The 21,926-nt window shown below is 38.9% G+C and carries 19 protein-coding genes; 18 read left to right on the plus strand and 1 reads right to left on the minus strand.

Translation table 11 applies throughout. From position 1 onward, the window contains the following. Nucleotides 1–100: 100 nt before the first annotated feature. Nucleotides 101–1,231: a BamA/TamA family outer membrane protein gene (locus OC25_RS02845; protein ID WP_039471436.1), complete on the minus strand. Its 1,131-nt coding sequence runs from the start codon at nt 1,229–1,231 to the stop codon at nt 101–103. A gap of 614 nt (nt 1,232–1,845) precedes the next feature. On the opposite strand from OC25_RS02845, the gene OC25_RS02855 reads away from it, so the two are divergent. The 18 genes from OC25_RS02855 to OC25_RS02940 all read left to right on the plus strand — a co-directional run bounded on the left by OC25_RS02855 (nt 1,846) and on the right by OC25_RS02940 (nt 21,587). Further along, nucleotides 1,846–2,826, plus strand: coding sequence for a deoxyhypusine synthase family protein (locus OC25_RS02855; protein ID WP_039471440.1), 981 nt, complete (start codon nt 1,846–1,848; stop codon nt 2,824–2,826). 255 nt (nt 2,827–3,081) lie between these two features. Then, nucleotides 3,082–4,377, plus strand: a complete 1,296-nt coding sequence (locus tag OC25_RS02860; RefSeq protein ID WP_039471443.1) for a c-type cytochrome — start codon at nt 3,082–3,084, stop codon at nt 4,375–4,377. Nucleotides 4,378–4,425: 48 nt separating this feature from the next. Beyond that, nucleotides 4,426–7,458 (plus strand): TAT-variant-translocated molybdopterin oxidoreductase, encoded by a 3,033-nt coding sequence (locus OC25_RS02865; protein ID WP_039471444.1) that lies wholly within the window; start codon nt 4,426–4,428, stop codon nt 7,456–7,458. A gap of 26 nt (nt 7,459–7,484) precedes the next feature. Next, on the plus strand, nt 7,485–8,957 hold the full coding sequence (gene nrfD, locus OC25_RS02870; RefSeq protein ID WP_039471446.1) for an NrfD/PsrC family molybdoenzyme membrane anchor subunit: 1,473 nt from the start codon (nt 7,485–7,487) through the stop codon (nt 8,955–8,957). Between the two features lie 2 nt (nt 8,958–8,959). Continuing rightward, complete coding sequence (locus tag OC25_RS02875; RefSeq protein ID WP_039471449.1) at nt 8,960–9,496, plus strand: DUF3341 domain-containing protein; 537 nt, start codon at nt 8,960–8,962, stop codon at nt 9,494–9,496. Then, nucleotides 9,468–10,073 (plus strand): c-type cytochrome, encoded by a 606-nt coding sequence (locus OC25_RS02880; RefSeq protein WP_039471451.1) that lies wholly within the window; start codon nt 9,468–9,470, stop codon nt 10,071–10,073. Before OC25_RS02875 ends, OC25_RS02880 begins: the two co-directional genes overlap by 29 nt. Before the next feature lie 16 nt (nt 10,074–10,089). After that, nucleotides 10,090–11,313 carry a hypothetical protein gene (locus OC25_RS02885; RefSeq protein WP_039471453.1) on the plus strand — a complete coding sequence of 408 codons (1,224 nt, stop codon included), beginning with the start codon at nt 10,090–10,092 and terminating at the stop codon, nt 11,311–11,313. 69 nt (nt 11,314–11,382) lie between these two features. Beyond that, the gene (locus OC25_RS02890; protein ID WP_039471455.1) at nt 11,383–12,615 is read left to right on the plus strand and encodes a cytochrome c oxidase subunit II; all 1,233 of its coding nucleotides are present in this window, start codon (nt 11,383–11,385) and stop codon (nt 12,613–12,615) included. A gap of 23 nt (nt 12,616–12,638) precedes the next feature. Further along, nucleotides 12,639–14,519, plus strand: a complete 1,881-nt coding sequence (locus OC25_RS02895) for a cytochrome c oxidase subunit I (RefSeq protein ID WP_209435555.1) — start codon at nt 12,639–12,641, stop codon at nt 14,517–14,519. A gap of 82 nt (nt 14,520–14,601) precedes the next feature. Further along, on the plus strand, nt 14,602–15,660 hold the full coding sequence (locus OC25_RS02900; protein WP_039471460.1) for a COX15/CtaA family protein: 1,059 nt from the start codon (nt 14,602–14,604) through the stop codon (nt 15,658–15,660). A 12-nt stretch (nt 15,661–15,672) separates the two neighbouring features. Further along, nucleotides 15,673–16,581 (plus strand): heme o synthase, encoded by a 909-nt coding sequence (gene cyoE / locus OC25_RS02905; protein WP_039471462.1) that lies wholly within the window; start codon nt 15,673–15,675, stop codon nt 16,579–16,581. A gap of 15 nt (nt 16,582–16,596) precedes the next feature. Next, on the plus strand, nt 16,597–17,163 hold the full coding sequence (locus OC25_RS02910) for a cytochrome c oxidase subunit 3 (RefSeq protein WP_082018487.1): 567 nt from the start codon (nt 16,597–16,599) through the stop codon (nt 17,161–17,163). A gap of 31 nt (nt 17,164–17,194) precedes the next feature. Continuing rightward, a complete protein-coding gene (locus OC25_RS02915; RefSeq protein WP_039471467.1) occupies nt 17,195–17,902 on the plus strand; it encodes a cytochrome c oxidase subunit 3 in 708 nt (235 codons plus the stop codon). Between the two features lie 24 nt (nt 17,903–17,926). Next, the gene (locus tag OC25_RS02920) at nt 17,927–18,280 is read left to right on the plus strand and encodes a cytochrome C oxidase subunit IV family protein (RefSeq protein ID WP_039471469.1); all 354 of its coding nucleotides are present in this window, start codon (nt 17,927–17,929) and stop codon (nt 18,278–18,280) included. Further along, nucleotides 18,280–18,975, plus strand: a complete 696-nt coding sequence (locus OC25_RS02925; protein WP_039471471.1) for an SCO family protein — start codon at nt 18,280–18,282, stop codon at nt 18,973–18,975. The genes OC25_RS02920 and OC25_RS02925 overlap by 1 nt, the downstream gene beginning before the upstream one ends. A gap of 79 nt (nt 18,976–19,054) precedes the next feature. Further along, nucleotides 19,055–19,597, plus strand: a complete 543-nt coding sequence (locus OC25_RS02930) for a DUF420 domain-containing protein (protein WP_039471473.1) — start codon at nt 19,055–19,057, stop codon at nt 19,595–19,597. 163 nt (nt 19,598–19,760) lie between these two features. Next, entirely contained in the window at nt 19,761–20,360 is a 600-nt protein-coding gene (locus OC25_RS02935; protein ID WP_039471474.1) for an RNA polymerase sigma-70 factor, read from the plus strand. 63 nt (nt 20,361–20,423) lie between these two features. Further along, nucleotides 20,424–21,587 (plus strand): FecR family protein, encoded by a 1,164-nt coding sequence (locus OC25_RS02940; protein WP_039471477.1) that lies wholly within the window; start codon nt 20,424–20,426, stop codon nt 21,585–21,587. Nucleotides 21,588–21,926: the final 339 nt, after the last annotated feature.

Consider the following 21,926-nt stretch of genomic DNA (forward strand, 5'->3'; position numbering starts at 1 on the left):
CATGGTTTTTTACCATCTAAGACATTTAAGCAGAGGTAAGATTGGTTTGGCTATTGCGATTTTTTCCATTATCCATCTTACATCATTCCCGTTCCATCTTTTAAAACGCTTCAGCCAAACTGATGTAAAAGCCGCTTTGGCGTTTTTCATTTGGTAATTTTTCACCTATACCATAATCAAGTCTAACGCTGAGGCCTTTTGCCGGATCAAAAAAGTAGCGGCCTCCAACTCCATAATTTGGTTTTAACCCGTCGCCATTAAACTGACCATTGCTAAATACCTTACCTGTACCTGCAAAAGCTACAATGCCAAAACGGTTCATAAAGCGGTAGCGGATTTCGGCTTGTGCTGCCATTAAGTTTTCGTCGCGGTAACGGCCGCTGTAATAGCCGCGCATCATTTGGTCGTTTCCTAATTGCTGTAACAAATAAAAAGGAGTGCTTTTGCTTTGTATGGTGTAATATAATCCCTGTACGCCTACAACCACTTTGGGGGCTAAGCTAAAGAAGCCACGCAGGTCAAGCTTTATTTGTGAGCCATTGAAACTTTCGCCGCCGAAAAAATCAGGGGCGTATTGATAGGTTGCCCTTCCAAAAAAACCTTTGGTTGGGTAATTGTTGCTATTGCGGGTATCGTAACTTTGCGATACGCCGATCCAAGCTACCGAACCGCCATCTTTATCTAAAATGCGGGGATTAGTAGTATAAATGCCTCCAGCTTCCTTATCGATAAAGTGGTAGTTTTCAAAACCCAATGAAACACCTGTGTAGGCTTTGGGTAAGGTATTCATTTCTGCATCAAAAAGTGTTTTAAAAACCCTTTGATCTAATTTATCTTCATCAGCCTTTGTGGCGTTATTACCAATACCATAAAAATTAAAAGGCTGGTTTTTAAAACGGATATCGCCAATGAAGTGATATTTATTCCCTTTGCTCCACATATCGCCTTTAAGCATAAAATTAGCTGTCTTTTTGGTAGAGTAGGTGGTATTCAGTGCGAAATTGGAGCTGCGGTTCAGCGTATCTTTACGATCTATATAAAAGGAGTAAATAGCGCCAACACCAAATTCAAATCCAGTTTCCTGACTATAGCCAAAAGCCGGTAAAGGCAAAAAGCTTGCCTTGCGTGTCGTGTCTTTTTCGTTTGAGAGCATTTTCCTGATCAGTTTCATTTGTGCAAAAGAGCTTCCTGAAACAAGTGCAAGTAAAATAATCAGATAATATTTTTTCATTGGTGCAAAGAAAAGGAAATTTAGTTATAAGTTGGTTAATTGGTTAACGGTTTAAATTGGTTAACTGACTCTAAACGCCAAACGCCCAACTCCAAACTGATTGGTTCATTGGTCATTTGTTCATAGGTACTGCAAACTGCCAACTGAAGTGGTTAACTGTCTCCAAACGCCAAACGCTCAACTCCAAGCTAATTGGTTCATTGGTCATTTGTTCATTAGTACTGCAAACTGCCAACTGTAAACTGAAGTGGTTAACTGGCTCCAAACGCCAAACGCTTAACTCCAAACTGATTGGTTCATTGGTCATTTGTTCATTGGTAATTCAAACTGCAAACTGCCAACTGTAAACTGAGGTGGTTCATTAGTCTCTGGTCATTGGTTATTGATAATTGGTGCTTGATTATTGTTCCTTATAAATAAGGTATACCTTATATATATGTGTTATCTCAAAAAGATCCTTCGATTCCGCTCACGGTGATGATGACGATTGCTGAGGAGAACGCTAATTCGTATTGTTCACAAACGCCAACCGTAGCCTGCCAAACGCTAAACGCATTTACGTTTTAACCTTTCGGCCTAAATACCTATTTTTGCGGCAAACAATACAAAACGAAATGAGCAATACTAGAGGACCAATATCTCAGTTTATGGAGCGTAATTACCTCCATTTTAATGCAGCGGCAATGATGGATGCGGCTAAAGGATACGAAACGCATTTGGATGAGGGTGGAAAAATGATGATCACACTTGCCGGTGCAATGAGTACTGCAGAATTGGGTATTTCACTTGCTGAAATGATTCGCCAGGATAAAGTGGCCATTATTTCTTGTACAGGTGCCAATTTAGAAGAGGATATTATGAACCTGGTTGCACATTCTCACTATAAACGTGTACCTAACTACCGCGACTTAAGTCCGCAGGATGAATGGGATTTGTTAGAGAACCATTATAACCGCGTTACCGATACCTGTATTCCGGAAGAAGAAGCTTTCCGTCGTTTGCAGAAACACATCCACAAAATCTGGAAAGATGCAGATGATGCCGGCGAAAGATATTTTCCGCATGAGTTTATGTACAAAATGTTGTTGAGTGGCGTTTTAGAACAATACTATGAAATTGACCCTAAAAACTCATGGATGCTGGCTGCGGCTGAAAAGAATTTACCAATTGTGGTACCAGGATGGGAAGATTCGACTATGGGTAACATCTTTGCTTCTTATGTAATCAAAAACGAATTCAAAGCTACAACGATGAAAAGCGGTATTGAGTATATGGGCTGGCTTGCCGATTGGTATGTTAAAAACTCAGAAGGTAAAGGAATTGGTTTCTTCCAGATTGGCGGTGGTATTGCCGGCGATTTCCCGATTTGCGTAGTACCAATGTTATATCAGGATATGGAAATGGAAAATATTCCTTTTTGGAGTTATTTCTGTCAGATCTCAGATTCGACCACTTCTTACGGCTCATATTCTGGCGCTGTGCCAAACGAAAAAATTACCTGGGGTAAACTGGATATTCATACGCCAAAATTTATCGTAGAAAGTGATGCAACAATCGTAGCACCCTTAATGTTTGCGTGGATATTAAAACAATAATGGCAAGAAATAAATAAACCAAATTGGTTTTTGGTATGCCCATTTGAGATTCTGTATCGAAAATGGGCATTTTTATTGCCTCAGCGGCTCAAATCAGCATTTGTTTAGAATGATTATAAATTGTATTTCCAGTCACTATTATGTCATGGGATTTATTAATAAGTTATACTTTTGTTCAAGTTTTGATGGGGCTATCTGGGCTCAGGCATCAATTTCACAACAAAAAGTAAATTAAATAAGTATAAAGTGTTCATTATGAGAGATATCTCGATGATTTTAAAAAGCGTTTGGAAGTCGTTATTCGTGTTTTCAGCAATTTCCGTAATAGCGGTTTCTACCGTAAATGCGCAGGATGCTAAAGAAGGAAGAACGCTTTTCAAAGCAAAATGTTCTTCGTGTCACGCGTTAGATCACAAAGTTGTTGGTCCGGCATTAACTGGAGTAAGCGATCGTCACCCTGAAGCGTTCCTGTTAAAATGGATTCCAAACAACGCAGCTATGATTGCTGCAGGCGATCCGGCTGCGGTTAAATTATTTAACGATAATGGTAAAGTACCAATGACTACTTTCCCTGAGTTAGATGAAGCAAAAGTAAAAGATATCTTAGCTTACATTAAAGAAGGCGAGCCAAAGCCAACTGGCGATGCGGCAGCAGCTGCAGCTCCAAAAGATGAAACCACTTCAGGTTTATCAATTGCAGGTATCGTAGCTATTGTAATTGTAGCTATTGTTATCCTTGTAATTTTAGGTCGCGCATCTAAATTATTAGAGCGTTTGATTTTACAAAAACAAGGTATCGAAATTGAAGAAGATGTGCCATTAAAAGTAGGTGTGCGCAAGATGTTCAAAAACAAGAAATTTGTAATGTTCTTCATCTTGTGTCTAATTATCTGCTTAGGTTCGTTCGGTTGGATGGGTATGTGGAATACCGGTGTTCACACAGGTTATCAGCCAGTTCAGCCAATTAAATTCTCTCACGAGCTGCACGCTGGTATCAATCAGATCGATTGTCAGTATTGCCACTCTGGAGCATTTAAATCTAAAAATGCATCTATTCCATCATTAAACGTTTGTATGAACTGCCACAAAGCGGTACAGGCAAGAGATAAATATGATGGCGAGATTTCTCCTGAGATCAAAAAAATCTACAGTGCTTTAGGTTACGATCCTGAAACACAGAAATACGACGAGAGTAAATCGAAACCAATGGAGTGGGTACGTGTACACAATCTACCTGATTTTGCTTACTTCAACCACTCTCAACACGTGGTAGTTGCAGAAGATGCAATTCGTCAAGCAAAAGGATTACAACCAAATGAACCTGTTTGTTTCGCTTGTCACGGTCCGGTTAATACGATGGAAGAAATTTATCAGTATTCTCCGTTAACCATGAAATGGTGTATTAACTGCCATAAAGAAACAGATATTTCTGGTCAGAAAAACAATGCTTTCTACGCTAAGGTTATCGAAGCGCACGAAAAAATTAAAAAAGGCGAGAAAATTACCCCAGCGTTATTGGGTGGTTTAGAGTGTGGTAAGTGCCACTATTAATAGATTAGAGTTTAGTAAAAACGTTCGATACACAGTAATATAGCTTAAATGGAAAGCAATAAAAAATACTGGAAAGGCTTAGAGGAGTATAACAATACACCGGATTTTGTTAAAAATAACAAAAACGAATTCGCCGAGCCACTTCCAATAGAAGATGTTTTAAATGAAGCAGGGTTAAGTACCGTTACCCCACGCCGCGACTTTTTAAAGGCGTTAGGCTTTGGTTTAGGTGCGGTTACATTAGCAGCCTGCCAAAGTACACCGTTAAAAAAATCAATCCCTTATCTGGTAAAACCTGAAGAGGTTACTCCAGGTATTCCTAACTTTTATACTTCAAGCTTCAATGGCCAGAGTATTTTAGTTAAAACAAGAGAGGGGCGCCCAATTAAAATTGAACCGAATCCAAATGCAGGTTTATACAATTGCGGTACCGATGCAAGAGCGCAAGCTTCAGTATTAGATTTATACGATGTATCTAAACTAAAAGCACCAGCTTTAGTAAAAGGTGGTCAGACTGAAGAAACTACCTGGGCAAAAATCGACAGCTTTGTAAAAGGCGAGTTGGCAAAAGCACAGGCTTCAGGTAAAAAAATCCGTATCGTAGCCTCAACAGTAAACAGCCCGTCAACTAACGCAGCAATTGCTCAGTTTGTGGCCAAATATCCTGCTGCCAAATTGGTTCAGTATGATGCTGTTTCTTATACAGGTATTATCCAGGCAAACCAAAACAGTTTTGGTAAAGCTGTTTTACCAAAGTATAACTTCGATAAAGCCGATTTAATTGTAAGTTTCAGTGCCGATTTCTTAGGTACCTGGATTAGTGGTGAAGAATTTACTGCTCAATACACGGCTAACCGTAACTACAAATCGTTAGAAAATAAAAAAATGAGCCGCCACATTCAGTTCGAAGGTGGAATGAGCTTAACTGGTACCAATGCCGATACCCGTGTTCCGGTTAAATTATCGGAAGAAGGTCCTGCTTTAATTGCTTTATATAATGCAATTACTGGTCAGGCTTTACCAGGTGGAACTTTAGGTAACAATGCAACTGCTGATAAAGTAATTAAATTAGTTGCTAAAGAATTATTACAGAATAAAGGTAAAGGTTTAGTAGTTTGTGGTTCGAACGACGTTTCTACTCAAATCCTGGTAAATGCTATTAATGCCGCTATCGGAAGTTATGGTACTACTATCGATTTAGATAACCCTTGCTACTTATATGCTGGTAACGATGCCGAATTTAATGGCTTAGTTGCTGAAATGGGACGTGGTGAAGTTGCTGCAGTTTTATTCTTAAACAGCAACCCTGCTTACGACGCAGCAAATCCAAAAGCATTTACTGATGCTTTAGCTAAAGTTCCGGCAAAAATTTCATTCTCAGACCGTGCTGATGAAACAGCTTCGCTTTGCGATGCAATTGCCATTAACCACAACTACTTAGAATCGTGGGGTGATGCTAACGCTTACGAAGGATATTATTCTATCGTTCAGCCAACAATTAACCCGGTATTCAATAGCCGTCAGGCAGAAGAGAGTTTATTAACCTGGGCTGATGCTCCTGTTAAAGATTACTATCAGTTTGTACGCAGCAACTGGGAAGCTAAAGTATTACCAGCTGCAGGCTTGAAATGGGAACAGGTATTAGAAAAAGGTGTAGTTACCACAACAGCAAAAACTGCTGGTGCTTATAGCTTCACATTATCGTTAGCTGCAGTAGCTACTTCAATTACCAACAGCAGCAAAGCTTTGGCTAAAGAAGTAGAATTACAGGTTTATGAAAACATCCCGATGCGTGATGGTAAAAATGCTAACAATGCATTCTTACAAGAGTTACCTGATCCGGTTTCTAAAGTAACCTGGGATAACTTTGTTGCCATTGCACCAAAATTTGCAGAAAAATTAAAAGTTAAAGAATTTGATGTTGTAACTGTAAAAGGAAGCAACGGATATTCAATAGAACTTCCGGTATTGATCCAGCCAGGACAAGCACAAGGAACCGCATCTATTGCATTGGGTTATGGCCGTACCAAAACTGGTAAAGCGGGTAACGATGTAGGTAAAAATGCTTTCCCTTTTGTTTCTTTCGTTAACGGAACAATGCAATATGCTACTTCAGTAACCATTACCCCAACAGGCGGGTACTACGAATTGGCTCAAACACAAACTCACCACTCTTTCGAAGGCCGTGCAGTAATTAAAGAAGCTACTTTTAAAGAGTACTTAAAAAATGCTGGTGCTGGTAACGAAAAAGGCGAGCATAAAGATTACGATCTTTGGGATCAATATGAAAAACCAGGTAACAACTGGGTTATGGCAATCGATTTGAATGCTTGTACTGGTTGTGGTTCTTGTATTGTTGCCTGTAACGTAGAAAACAACATTCCGGTTGTAGGTCGTGATGAGGTTCGTCGTCGTCGTGAGATGCACTGGATCCGTATCGACCGTTACTATAGCTACGAAACTAAGGATGGCGATGTAACCAGAGAGAAAGAAATTGCAAAATTAGAAGACTTAGATCACGTTTCAGTTGTTCACCAACCGATGTTGTGCCAGCACTGTGACCACGCACCTTGCGAAACTGTATGTCCGGTATTGGCAACAGTACACTCAAGTGATGGTTTAAACCACATGGCTTATAACCGTTGCGTAGGTACACGTTATTGTGCAAACAACTGTCCATACAAAGTACGTCGTTTCAACTGGTTTAACTACTGGAATGATTCTCGTTTCGATAACTATTTAAATAACGAGTTTACCCAATTGGTATTGAATCCTGATGTAACCACACGTTCACGTGGTGTTATGGAGAAATGCTCTATGTGTATCCAACGTATCCAAGGTGGTAAATTACAGGCTAAATTGGAAAAACGTCCATTAAAAGATGGCGATATTAAAATGGCTTGTCAGGAAGCTTGTTCAGCAAATGCAATTGTATTTGGTGATGCAAACGATCCTAATTCAGAGGTTTCAAAAGCATTGCGTTCTGAGCGTATCTACTACGTATTAGAAGAAATCAATGTGAAACCAGGTATCGGCTACATGACAAAAATTAGAAATACAGATACAACAGTACAAGCGTAAGCTTTAGTATAAAGAAAATACAAATTATGTCAGGACATAACGAATCAATACTTAGAGAACCATTAATTACCGGCGATAATATCACGTATGCAAAAATTACGGATGATATTTTGATGCCAGTAGAAAATAAGCCAAACAAAGCTTGGTGGATTGGTTTCATCGTTGCCTCATTAGGTGCTTTACTTTGGGTAGTAGCTGTAAGTTACACCTTCTGGAACGGTATCGGATCATGGGGTTTAAATAAAACAGTAGGTTGGGCATGGGATATCACCGGTTTCGTATGGTGGGTAGGTATCGGTCACGCCGGAACGCTAATTTCGGCTGTACTATTACTTTTCCGTCAGAACTGGCGTAACTCAATCAACCGTTCGGCTGAGGCGATGACAATTTTCGCCGTAATCTGTGCCGCAACTTATGTAGTATCGCACATGGGCCGTCCTTGGTTAGCTTATTGGGTTTTACCTTTACCAAACCAGTTTGGTTCGCTTTGGGTAAACTTTAACTCACCATTGGTATGGGATATGTTTGCAATCTCAACTTATTTCTCTGTATCATTATTATTCTGGTACACAGGTTTATTACCAGATATTGCAACCATCCGCGACCGTGCAGTAGGTACCCGCAGAAAAATCTATTCTATCTTCTCTTTCGGGTGGAGTGGAAGCGTTAAAACATGGCAACGTTTCGAAGCGGTGTCGTTAATCTTAGCAGGTATTTCTACACCACTTGTACTTTCGGTACACACCATTGTATCAATGGACTTTGCAACTTCGGTAATTCCTGGATGGCACACTACCATCTTCCCTCCATACTTCGTGGCAGGTGCGATTTTCTCAGGTTTCGCGATGGTATTAACCTTATTATTGGTTGCACGTAAAGTATTAGGTTTAGAGAATTACATCACCATGTTCCACATCGAGTCGATGAACAAAATCATCATCTTAACCGGATCAATCGTAGGTGTTGCTTACTTAACTGAGTTCTTCATTGCCTGGTATTCAGGTTCTGAGTACGAGCAATATGCTTTCATCAACAGGTCTACTGGTCCTTACTGGTGGTCTTACTGGATGATGATGACTTGTAACGTAATCTCTCCACAGTTATTATGGTTCAAAAAGATCCGTTTAAGCATCAAAGCTACCTGGATTTTATCGATCGTAGTAAACGTAGGTATGTGGTTCGAGCGTTTCGTAATTATCGTTACTTCACTACACCGCGATTATATTCCATCGAGCTGGGCCATGTTCTATCCAACCTGGGTTGATATCAGTGTATTCGTAGGTTCGATTGGTTTATTCTTTACCTTATTCTTATTGTTCTTGAGAGTATTGCCATCAATCGCTATCGCAGAGGTTAAATTATTATTGAAATCTGCAAGTGAGCAGGCTAAAATGAAACAGATTAAAGAAGGGCACGAGAATAAAGAATATGTAGCTGAGTACATAGAGTCTTTAGAAAAATTTGATAGTGTTAAACAAGAAGATTACGCAAAAATATAACAATGAGTGATATCAAATATATTTTAGGCAGCTTTGGCGATCCTGATGAAATGATGCATGGCATCGAGAAACTTCAGGAAAATAACATCAGCATTTATGATGTATATACTCCAATGCCTATACACGGAATAGAAGCCAAATTAGGAATTAAAAGATCTAGAATCGATATCGCAGCATTTTGCTTTGGTATTACCGGTACTTGCTGTGCATTCGCTTTGATTTATTTCTGCGCAGTTATCGATTGGAGAGTAAACATCGGTGGTAAACCATCATTTGCATTGCCGGATTTTATTCCGATAATGTTCGAGCTTACAGTATTATTCTGTGCTTTCGGTATGGTGTTAACTTACTACGCTTCTACACACTTATTTCCGGGAAGAGCACCAAGGGTGATGGATTTACGTGCTACTGATGATCGCTTTGTAATTGCAGTTGATGCAAAAGACAACGCCGCACACACGGTAATTGATGGATTATTAAAAGATGCAGGTGCTTTAGAAGTAAAGTATAATGAAAGGAAGTACATTAGCTATGAATAAGAATAAATTTGTTTACACAGCGTTTTTAGCTATCGCTTTTGCAGCTACCTTTTCTGCTTGTAGAGATAAACGCAGTACTGGCTTAGAATATGCCAGAAACATGTATGATCCGATTGCTTACAATCCGGACCAACCAAACAAGAATTTTAAAGATGGTAAAACGGCACAATTGCCACCAGCACATACTAAACCTGTAGGTTTTACAGAGTATGATGAGTTTCCTAATACTAAAGAAGGATACGAAGCAGCAGGAGTGAGCATGGTTAACCCTTTACCGGTTGATACTGTAAATTTAGCTCAGGGTAAGCATTTGTTCGACGTTTTCTGTAGCCCATGCCACGGAACAAAAGGAGACGGACAAGGACACCTGGTTAAAATTGAGAAATTTAGTGGTGTACCTTCATACTTCTCTGGAAGTTCATCAAGAGGTGGAGAAATGAAAGCGCTTACAGCTGGTAAAATCTACCACACCATTACATACGGTGTAAATAATATGGGCTCGCATGCTTCACAAATTTCACCAACTGATCGTTGGAAAGTAGTGATGTATGTTCAGGAATTACAAAAACAACAATAAGTAAAGCAGAATATAAATGGGAACTCACAATATTAATTTTAGTGAACAGTTTGAGTTTACAGGAAAAGTAAAAACCTTAAGTATAGTTGGTATCGTTATTGGTATTGCTGCTGTACTCTTCGGTTTCTTAGCTGGCGATAAAGTAATGCACGAGCGTACTTTTGCCAACCTGTTGCTTATGGCATATTACTTTGCATGCGTTTGTATGTCGGGTACATTTTTCCTTGCTGTTCAATATGTAGCGCAGGCAGGATGGTCTGCATCTATTTTACGTGTACCACAGGCTATGGCAAAAACCTTGCCTTTAGCAGCTGTAATACTTGTTGTAGTTATTTCGGCAGGTTTATTTACACATAATTTATACCACCACTGGAATGCTGATGGATTAACTGATCCAAGCAGTCCGAACTATGACTCAATCATTGCTGGTAAATCGGTATTCCTTAACGTACCTTTCTTCTTAGGTCGTCAGGTAATCTTCTTAGGTGTTTACAGCATTTTCTCGATGCTTTTTGTTAAACTTTCTTATAACGAAGATTTAGCAGGTGGTTTAAACTCTTACAGAAAAAGCTTCAAAAACGCTTGTATTTTCTTAGTTATTTACGGATTTACAACTCCTGTTTTTGCTTTCGATACCGTGATGTCTTTAGAGGCGCACTGGTTCTCAACCATGTTCGGTTGGTATAACTTCGCCGCCATGTGGGTAAGCAGTTTAGCAACTATTGCTATTATCCTGATCTTGTTAAGAAGAGCTGGTTACATGCAATGGGTTAACAACAGTCACTTACACAACTTAGGCCAGTTTATTTTTGGTTTCTCAATCTTCTGGACTTATGTATGGTTTGCTCAGTTCTTATTAATCTACTACGCAAACATGCCTGAGGAGACTGTATATTTCTTCAAACGCTTTGAATATTACAAATTCTGGTTTTTCTTAAACCTTGCAATGAACTTCTTAGCGCCAGTGTTATTGTTAATGGATAGAGATAACAAAAGAACCGATGCCAAATTATTATTCGTTTCTATCGTGGTATTGTTAGGTCACTGGGTAGATTACTACCAGATGATTATGCCAGGTGCAGTAGAAGATGGCCACAATGGTTTCGGAATTGTTGAAATCGGAACTGCAGTAGGTTTCGTAGGATTGTTTACCTTTACCGTTTTATCGGCATTGAGTAAAAAGCCTTTGATTGCAAAGAATCACCCATTATTACAAGAAAGTTTGCATCATCAACTGTAATGGTGATAAGATAGAGCAAATATTTAGTTATTATTATAATTAGCAGTACAGCGTACTACTTTTAAGAAAATGAGTTTAAGAAAGTTTATAACGAATAAAACGACCGCAGCTTTAGCAGTATTACTTACTGTTTTTGCAAACACTAGCGTATTTGCGCAAGATGCAGCAGCAGGTGCTGCCGCGGCACCGAAGGTTGATATGGGCGAGGTTTATAAATCGGTAATATTTTACGTACTGATTTTCCTTGCCGTATGTTTATTCATTGCAATTATCGGTAAATCGATAAGGGTATATGAATTAAGCCGCGAAGCACAAGGTAAACCTGTTGGCATTAACTGGAACAGGGTACATGCAAGTTTATTTGCCTTGTTCTTGGTGTTGGGTTTATATGGTGTATATTGGGAGTATACCGTGCACGGTGCAATGTTACTTCCTGATGCAGCATCAGAACATGGAAAGAAAATAGATGAGATGTTCAATTTAACATTGATCATCACTACAATCGTGTTTGTAGTAACACACATCTTATTATTCGGATTTTCTTATATCTACAAATATTCTGCAAAAAGAAAAGCTTACTACTATCCGCATAACAATACCATCGAAAAAATCTGGACTATTGTTCCGGCTTTAGTATTAACAGTATTGGTATTAATGGGTTTCTTAACCTGGAGATCAATCTTCTTTAAAGTTGAAGATCCAAATAACAAACCTTTACAAATTGAAGTAACTTCTGAGCAGTTTAAATGGTCTATCCGTTATCCTGGAGCTGATGGTGTTGTAGGTGCTAAAAACTACAAATTAACTACAGCTACTAACCCACTTGGTATCGACTTTAAAGATTTAAACTCTCGCGATGATGAGATGGCTGACGAAATGGTTATTCCGGTAGGAAAACCAGTTAAGTTAATCTTAACCAGTAAAGATGTAATTCACAGTTTTTACATGCCGCATTTCAGGGTTCAGTTAAATACTGTACCTGGTATGAGAACTTTCTTTGAGTTTACGCCTACTAAAACAACTGCAGAGATGCAGCAAGAAACAAACGATCCTAACTTTAAGTACCTTTTCTTCTGTGCTAAAATTTGCGGTGCTGGTCACTACAACATGCAAAAAGTGGTACGTGTAGTTTCTGAGGCTGACTACAAAGCCTGGATAGCTGAACAGAAAACATACTTAAATGATGATTTAAGAAAACAATTTAATTTGCCAGTGGCACCTGCACCTGTAAAAGCAGTAGCAGATTCAGCAGCTACAGATTCAGCAGCTGCTAAAACTAACCAAATGGCTTTAAATAAATAATATTAAGCAGGAGCGAACGAATTATGTCAACAATAGCATTACACGACGAACACAATCACGATCACGCTGATCATGGGCATCATAAAGAGACTTTGATTTCAAAGTACATCTTTAGCATGGATCATAAAATGATTGCCAAGCAGTTTTTAATTACCGGTATTATTATGGCGGTAATAGCAATGGGCTTATCTATTTTATTCCGTATCCAATTGGCCTGGCCAGATAAAAATTTCCCTTTCTTAGAAACATTTTTAGGTAAATGGGCTGAAGGCGGTCGTATCAAAGCCGATTTCTATCTGGCATTGGTAACCATTCACGGTACCATCATGGTATTCTTTGTACTAACAGCCGGATTGAGTGGTACATTTAGTAACTTATTAATTCCATTACAAATTGGTGCACGAGATATGGCTTCGCCATTCTTGAACATGCTTTCATACTGGTTCTTCTTTATGGCCTGTGTGATCATGATGTCATCATTCTTTATTCAAACAGGTCCTGCATCTGGTGGTTGGACAGTTTATCCGCCATTATCAGTAGTAGCGAAGGCTATGCCAGGTTCGGGTTTGGGTATGACCTTGTGGTTAATCAGTATGGTACTTTTCGTAGCATCATCATTAATGGGTGGTATTAACTACGTAAGTACAATCTTAAACATGCGTACTAAAGGTATGGACCTTTGGAAAATGCCTTTACCTATCTGGGCATTCTTCTTAACTGCTATTTTGGGTATTTTATCATTCCCTGTATTAGTTGCGGGTGTGGTATTAATGATCTTCGACCGTAGTTTCGGAACAAGTTTCTATTTATCGGATATCGTAATGGGTACTGATATTTTACCAAACGAAGGTGGTTCTCCAATTTTATGGCAACACTTATTCTGGTTCTTAGGTCACCCTGAGGTATACATCGTAATTATGCCGGCTTTAGGTATTTCATCTGAAGTAATCTCGGTAAACTCACGTAAACCGATCTTCGGTTACCACGCGATGGTTTACTCTTTAATTGGTATTACCGTATTATCATTTATCGTATGGGGTCACCACATGTTTGTTACCGGTATGAACCCGTTATTGGGTGGTGTATTTATGATCACTACTTTAATTATTGCGGTACCATCGGCGGTAAAAACATTTAACTACCTGGCTACTTTATGGCGCGGTAATATCCGTTTTACTCCGGCCATGTTATTCGCTATCGGTTTAGTTTCATTCTTTATCTCTGGTGGTTTAACCGGTATCTTCTTAGGTAACGCATCTTTAGATATTAACTTACACGATACTTATTTCGTAGTTGCCCACTTCCACCTGGTAATGGGATCAGCAGCGATTTTTGGTATGCTTGCAGGTGTTTATCACTGGTTCCCTAAAATGTTCGGTAAAATGATGAACGCTAAACTAGGATATTTACACTTCTGGTTAACTTTCATCGCCGCATATCTGGTATTCTTCCCGCTTCACTTCTTAGGTTTAGATGGTGTACCACGTCGTTACTATGCATTTACTGAGTTCGAGTTTATGAAAAAATGGTTAACTGTAAACGTATTTGTTACCTGGGCTGCTATTATGGCTGCATTGGCACAAGTTGCGTTCTTATTTAACTTCTTCTACTCAATCTTTAAAGGAAAAGTTTCTCCTCAAAACCCTTGGGAAGCCAATACATTAGAGTGGACTGCACCAGTAGAACATTTACATGGTAACTGGCCAGGAGAAATTCCAACTGTTTACAGATGGCCTTATGATTATAGCAAACCAGGACATGATGCAGATTTTATTCCGCAAACTGTTCCTTTCTCTCAAACCATGAGCTCTAACTTACCTCACGATTTTGAAGGAAATGCTGAAGCAGAAAAAATTCAACAGGAATGGGAATTAGCCAATCCGGTTGCAGAAAATAAAGGCTAGTTTAAAGCTTTAAATAAAATTTAGAAGGGGTATCTGATTAAGTTTCTGCTTATCCGGATACCCTTTTCATCTTAACAGAGATATGGTCAGCGGATCAGAACAACGTTTCATTAAAATTAATCTGATAACCATCGTAGTTACACTATTGGTTATACTTGCCGGCGGTATTGTGCGCAGTACAGGCTCTGGCATGGGTTGTCCGGATTGGCCAAAATGTTTCGACCGTTATATTCCACCAACCGATGTATCTCAGCTTCCGGCCAATTACAAAGAAAAGTATGTAGCAGGAAGGCTAAAGAAAAACGAAAAATTTGCCAAATACCTCGAAAGTATGGGCAAAGTAGCACTGGCAGATAGTATCAGACACGATAAAAGCATCACCATTCCCGAAGAATTTAATCCGGCCAAAACCTGGACCGAATATCTGAACCGTTTGGCTGGTGTTGCTGCAGGGATTTTTTTACTGCTAACAGCCATTTGTTCTTTTACATATAGGAAAACTGCTAAACGCATCATTGTATTAAGCATACTCAATATTTTTGTAGTGGGCTATCAGGGTTGGTTAGGCTCAATCGTAGTATCTACTAATCTGGCGCAGTGGGTGGTAACAGTACATATGCTTTTGGCATTGGTTATTCTGGCTATTTCCATTTATACCTACAATTATGCGAAACAGCTAAACAAGGCACCTTCGGTAATTATGTACCGCATACTGTGGCTAAAAGGCTTTTTGTTCTTTACGCTGATTATTAGCCTTGTACAAATAGTTATTGGTACAGATGTTAGAGAGGCGGTAGATGTAATCGCAAAATCGCTCGGATATGGTGCAAAGGCTAGCTGGATTTCGAAAGTTGGAAGCATCTTTTCTTATCACCGCGATCTGGCTATACTGGTAGTGATCACCAATGCGGTGGTTTATAAAATGGTTACCGACCGTTTTAGCGGCAAAGCAGCTCCATTGTTAACGGCCAGATTTATTCTAATTACGCTCTTAGTTCAGTTGTTAAGTGGTTTAGCTTTAGCATACATTGCTTTTCCTCCGGTTGCGCAGGCGTTACATATTTTGTTCTCTACGCTACTATTTAGTTTACAATTTTATCTGTACCTGTTGGTATATCGTACCAGTACATATAAACAATAATATTTAAGGGAATTGAAACAATTTTTTTCAGATTTTTCTAAACTCATCAAATTCAGGCTATCGTTTACGGTAGTGTTTTCTGCATCGATCTCTTTTCTGATCGGACAGAAAATGCAGGTAGGCAGGGGCCATATTCCCAGCATAGATTGGGGAAACTGGCTGATTTTAATTGCAGGTGGCTTTTTGGTTACTGCAGCTGCCAATACCTTTAACGAGATTATAGAAAAGGACCTGGATAAACTGATGTCGCGCACCAAAGACAGGCCAATGCCAGCGGGTAGGATGACTACCGGACAGGGTTTGATATTAGGTGTGTTTATGTCGTTTGTAGGCACCTGGTTATTGGGTAAGTTGAATTTAGAAACGGGTTTATTATCGGTATTCTCCATTTTATTATATGCTTTTGCCTATACACCTTTAAAAAGGAAATCGCCAATAGCAGTTTTTGTTGGGGCTATTCCGGGGGCATTACCACCACTTATTGGTTACCTGGCAGCCTTCGGCAGCTTAAAAGCCGAGCTGTTTCATGAAATCGATTATTACATTGCCGGTATTTTGTTCCTCATCCAGTTTGTATGGCAGTTCCCTCATTTTTGGGCCATTGCATGGGTATTGGATGATGATTATAAAAAGGCAGGTTTCAGGTTATTGCCTACCAAAAAACGCGATAAAGCGACAGCTTTACTTACGTTTTTAAGTACTTTGATTTTAATACCAGTAAGTTTATTGCCTACCTTTTATGGCTTTGGCGGTTATTACATTGCTGGCTTATCGCTAATTGCCGGTTTTATTTTCAGCTGGTTAGCATTTAAACTTTTAATGAACAGAGAAATGATTGATGCGAAGCGCGTGATGTTCTGTTCATTTTTTTACATCCCTGCTGTACAGCTCGGATTATTATTAAATTTTATAGCAAAATAACTGATGGTTATCACAATGGAAAAAATCCAGGATACATTTGATCCAAAACCCAGAAAGTTTATTGTTTGGTTATTCGTAGTATCATCTACCATTATGTTTGGGGGCTTTACCAGTTATTATCTGGTTTTTGCCGCATCTAAAGGTAAAGGGCATGGTTTAATATTGCCCGATGCGTTTATTTACTCGAGCATGGTGATTTTGGCCAGCAGTGTTACTTTATTTTTAGCGGCAAGGGCCCTGAAAAAACTTAATTTCAGCTTACAACGCAACCTGCTTTGGGTTACTGTAATCTTAGCCATAGCTTTTGGTGTGATGCAGTTTAATGCATGGGGTAGTATGGTAAGAACAGGCGCCACCCTGGTGGGTAACAACGCCGCAATTTCTTTTATTTACGTCGTATCGGGCATGCACCTTTTGCACATTATTGCGGGTGTAGGCTTTATTATTAATGCATTAATAGGCAGTTATAAGCATATTCCTGCTGCCAAGAGCCAGTACAGAATGGAAATCGCTTCTATTTTTTGGCATTTTATAGATATCCTATGGATTTATCTATATGTTTTTTTACTTTTGAACCGTTAAATTTGTTAACAAACTATTATACTATTTCCAAATGAATGCAGTATCACAATTAGATCAAGTTAAAACCGGGCCATGGAATGGTGGTCGTTCTCCGTGGTCGGTAGAATATGGTAAAATCATGATGTGGTTTTTCCTTTTATCAGATGCTTTTACATTTTCATCATTATTGATCTACTACGGCGCTCAGCGTTTTTCTAAATTAACATGGCCAGATCCTGATTTGGTATTTCAATCTATACCTGGTATAAAAGATAGTGGTGCTCCATTGGTTTTTGTGGGCCTTATGACTTTTATATTAATCTTAAGTTCTGTAACGATGGTTATGGCAGTAGAAGCCGGCCACCGTCGCGCAAAGAAAGAAGTAATCTGGTGGATGGTAGCTACTATCGTTGGAGGTTTCATGTTCTTAGGCTGTCAGGCTTTAGAGTGGACGCACTTACACCACGAAGGTTTTTGGTGGGGACATATCCCATCTGCTGAGGAATTAAAGCATTTATTTGACGGACCAGTATCTTTGATAGCTGCACAACAATTTGCGAATTTATTCTTCACTATCACTGGTTTCCACGGTTTCCACGTATTTAGTGGTGTGGTAATTAACATCATTATCTTAATCATGACCATTAATGGTACTTTCGAGAGAAGGGGGCATTATTTAATGGTTGAGAAAGTGGGTTTATACTGGCACTTCGTAGATTTAGTGTGGGTATTTGTATTTACATTCTTCTATTTGGTTTAATTTCAACGAAAAAAAATATTTAACATGTCAGAACACGCACATACAACAGAAGGCCACGAGCATGGAGAACATGCAGGCATGAATAAAGCAAAAATCTGGAAAGTAGCAGGTATTTTATCGCTAATTACAGCTATCGAATTTATGATCGCACTTTGGGCAATACCAGGTGGTCATATGTCGCAACACGTTGGTAACTATGTTTACATTGCTTTAACACTTGTAAAAGCTTTTTATATTGTAGCTTACTTTATGCACTTAAAATTCGAAAAACTGGGCTTGCAGTTAGCATTAACAGTTTCATTCATTTTCATCATTTACTTTATTGTTTTAATGCTAATAGAAGGTGGGTTTTTAAACCTGCACATGATGAGCCATTAATGAAAAGAAGCCCTATAAAAAAGGTATTAATCCTGGTAAGCATTTTAGCTATACCGGGATTTTTATTTTTTTACTTATTGCCCCACTTTGCCAAAAACAGGTATAAGAGTTTACCAATCTATGGCAAGAAGATTGTGGCCACTACATTTCACAGTGTAAAGGGGAAGAAAATACCCGATACAATCTATCATCAGATTCCGGATTTTAAACTGGTTAACCAACATAACGATACCATCAGCTGGAAATCGCTCGAGAATAAGATTGTAGTCTTAAACTTATTCCATACCGGAGCCGGTAACCAGCAAACCAGTCAGTATATTAAACAGCTATCAGATGGTTACGAACAGAAACCGTTGGTTAAATTTTTAAGTTTATCAGTAGATCCGGCCGATCAAAGTAAGATTAAAGATTTTGCTGCCAGCTTTAAAGCAATAGAAGGTAAGTGGGATTTTTTAGCCGGAGATACCTCACAAACCTATCCGCTAATTAAAAATGGCTTATTGCTTGATGTAATTGAAGATGATTCCCGTACAAAGCCTACCTTCATTTTCAGTAACAAAATATTGCTTATCGATAACCTGCACCGCATTCGTGGTATTTATGAAGCCGATAACAAAGAGGCCAATGCCAGACTGGAAGATGAAATCAAGGTATTGATTGCAGAGTATCTGAGAAATGTTAAAGACGGACGGTAGTTAGTCTTGAGCCTACAGTCTTTAGTAGGTAGTCTGAGGCGATTAACTTATTCATAAAAAATAAAGAGATTTAAAACTCATGGAAAATAGCCCAATTGAGAAAAAATATAATAAATGGATCATTATCCTATCCATTTTAATTCCGGTTGCTGTAGCAGTCTTATTTGTTGTTAAATTAAAAGATTTAGGAATAGATGCACCACCGCTTCCTTTTTTGCCACCAATATATGCTACGATTAATGGTATAACAGCCGTCCTTTTAATTGTTGCCGTTTGGGCCATTAAAAATGGAAAAGTTGCGCTTCACCAAAATTTAATGAAAACTGCAATAGCTTGTTCTTTATTGTTTTTGGTAATGTATATAGCCTACCACATGACTACGCCTTCTACTAAATTTGGTGGCGATGGAACAATCAGGTATGTTTATTTCTTTATCCTTTTAACCCACATCCTGCTTTCGATTGCCATTATCCCATTGGTATTGGTTACCTACGTAAGGGCCTTGGCTGAGCGTTTTGACCGCCACAGAAAGATTGCTAAAATTACTTTTCCTTTGTGGTTGTATGTGGCTATAACCGGTGTAGTTGTATATCTCATGATCTCGCCCTATTACCAGTATTAATAGCACGGGAAGAAAATATTGATAAAGCCTTGCACCAAAAATGTAAGGCTTTTTTTGTTAAACATGGCTTTGGCCGGAATAGTTATTTGTTTTAACTCAATTTTTTTTTCACTTTTATGTGGAGTATATCGCTCAATATGCGGGAGTGTAGGTAAACTAAGGTATGGCGCTGGTAAATAAGGAAGATGATCTTAAGCTTATAGAAAAAATAGTAGCGGGGGATGAGCAGGCTTTTTCTGTGTTGTTCTTCAAATACCTGCCTGTACTCCAGATTTTCGCCACAAAATTTACAAAATCTGATGATGCCGCTGAAGAAATAATCCAGGATGCCTTTTTAAGGGTATGGCTTAACCGCGATAAACTGGCCGAAGTTGAAAATATCAAAGCCTATTTGTACAAATACGTATCAAACGAATGTTTAAGTTATCTGCGTAAAAAACTCAAAACCGATAAAATGGTCGATGCTTTTGCCGCTAAGCAAACAGATAGCCATAACAATACTGTTGAAGCCATTAATCTGAACGAAGTAACCAGGATTATTGCCGTTGCTATCGACAAACTGCCCGATCAGCGTCGGAAAATATACCAATTGAGCCGCCGTGATGGTAAAACCATTCCCGAAATTGCTGAAATATTGAAGGTATCTCCAAATACCGTTAAAAATGCCTTGGTATCAGCTTTAAAATCTATTCGAATTCACCTCGATCAGCATGGCATTGCTTTCCTTTTTCCGTTTGTATTCCTCTTTTTTAAAATAAAATAATTTTTTTTGAAAACCGGATAGTCCTAAATCTGATTTCCTGCTTCTTAGTATTGTAGCCCCATTATGGAACAACGTATAAATTACTTATTAAAACAGTTTACGGCAGATGCATTAAGCCCGGCAGAAAAGCAGGAGCTTTTGGCATTGGCTACTGATCCGGCATCTGTTGTTGGCGATGAAATCGTAAAGCTGATTGAAGCCGAAGAGGGAGCTGCTACTGAAGTAACCGAAACTGAAAAGTGGGTGTCTGTTCTAAATAACATCGTGGCTACAGATAAACCGCAGAAAACACCGCGCAGCATTTTGCTACGCCCTTTAAAATGGGCAGCAGCCGCGGCTGTATTGGTGGTGTTCTCGTTCACGGCTTATTTATCGCTAAATAAAAAGAAAGAGCATGTTTTTGCTTCTGATGTAGCACCGGGGAAGAATAAAGCGGTTTTAACTTTGGCTAATGGTAAGAAAATATCGCTTTCTGATGCTTTAACAGGTGATATAGCAAAAGAAGCAGGCTTTTCTATTACTAAAACTGCCAATGGTGAATTGGTTTACAACATTGCCGAAGCTGAAAATGCAAACGATACCCGCTTAAATACCATTTCTACACCAAATGGTGGCGAGTGGCAAATCCGTTTACCCGATGGTACAAGAGTGTGGCTTAATGCAGCCTCATCAATCCAGTATTCGCTTAATATTGGTACGGCTAAAGAACGTTTGGTAAAACTGGATGGCGAAGCTTATTTCGAAGTTTCAAAAAACAAAGCACATCCGTTTGTGGTAGAAACAGCAAAGCAAACCGTTGAGGTGTTGGGTACACACTTTAATATTAACAGCTATGAGGAAGAGCAAGTAACCAAAACCACATTACTGGAAGGAAGTGTACGCGTTTCGCATAACGATACCAATGAAAGTGAAGTGCTCGAACCCGGTGAGCAGTCGCTGGTAAGCGCGAGGGGTATTGCGGTTAAAAACGTAGATGTAGATGAAGCTGTGGCCTGGAAGCAGGGCTACTTTATGTTTAATAATGAAAAACAGGAGAGCATTTTACGAAAAATTGCCAGGTGGTACAATGTAGAGATAGAATATGCAGATCCTGAGGCAAAAGAGGTAATGTACTATGGAACAGTAAGCCGTTTCGAAAAAATATCGAAGGTACTACACAAGTTAGAGCAGACTGGTGAAGTGCGTTTTGATATTAAAGGCAATAAAGTAATTGTATATAAAGATTAACAATAAAGGATAAGGACTAACTAACCATTATTCTCAAAAAATAAAAGATTAACCAACTTAACCCGACAGATGATTGTCCATATCGGGTAATCGTAACGGTTTAAAGAAAAAAGATGGAGGAGTAACTAACCTTTATCTCTAAAAAATAAATTAAATAACAACCTTAACTTAACAAATTATGAATACACTTCGACAAAACTCCTGACGATCCAACAGTTAAACGCATAAAAAAGGAGTGCTCGTAACACCCCTTTTATGATCTGTTTAGCTATTCCGTAAACCGGAATCGATTAAAAATCAATTATTTTCTTGGATAACCGCGAAACGTATTTTAGCGTC

The organism is Pedobacter kyungheensis (assembly GCF_000812965.1).
GTDB classification, from domain to species: domain Bacteria; phylum Bacteroidota; class Bacteroidia; order Sphingobacteriales; family Sphingobacteriaceae; genus Pedobacter; species Pedobacter kyungheensis.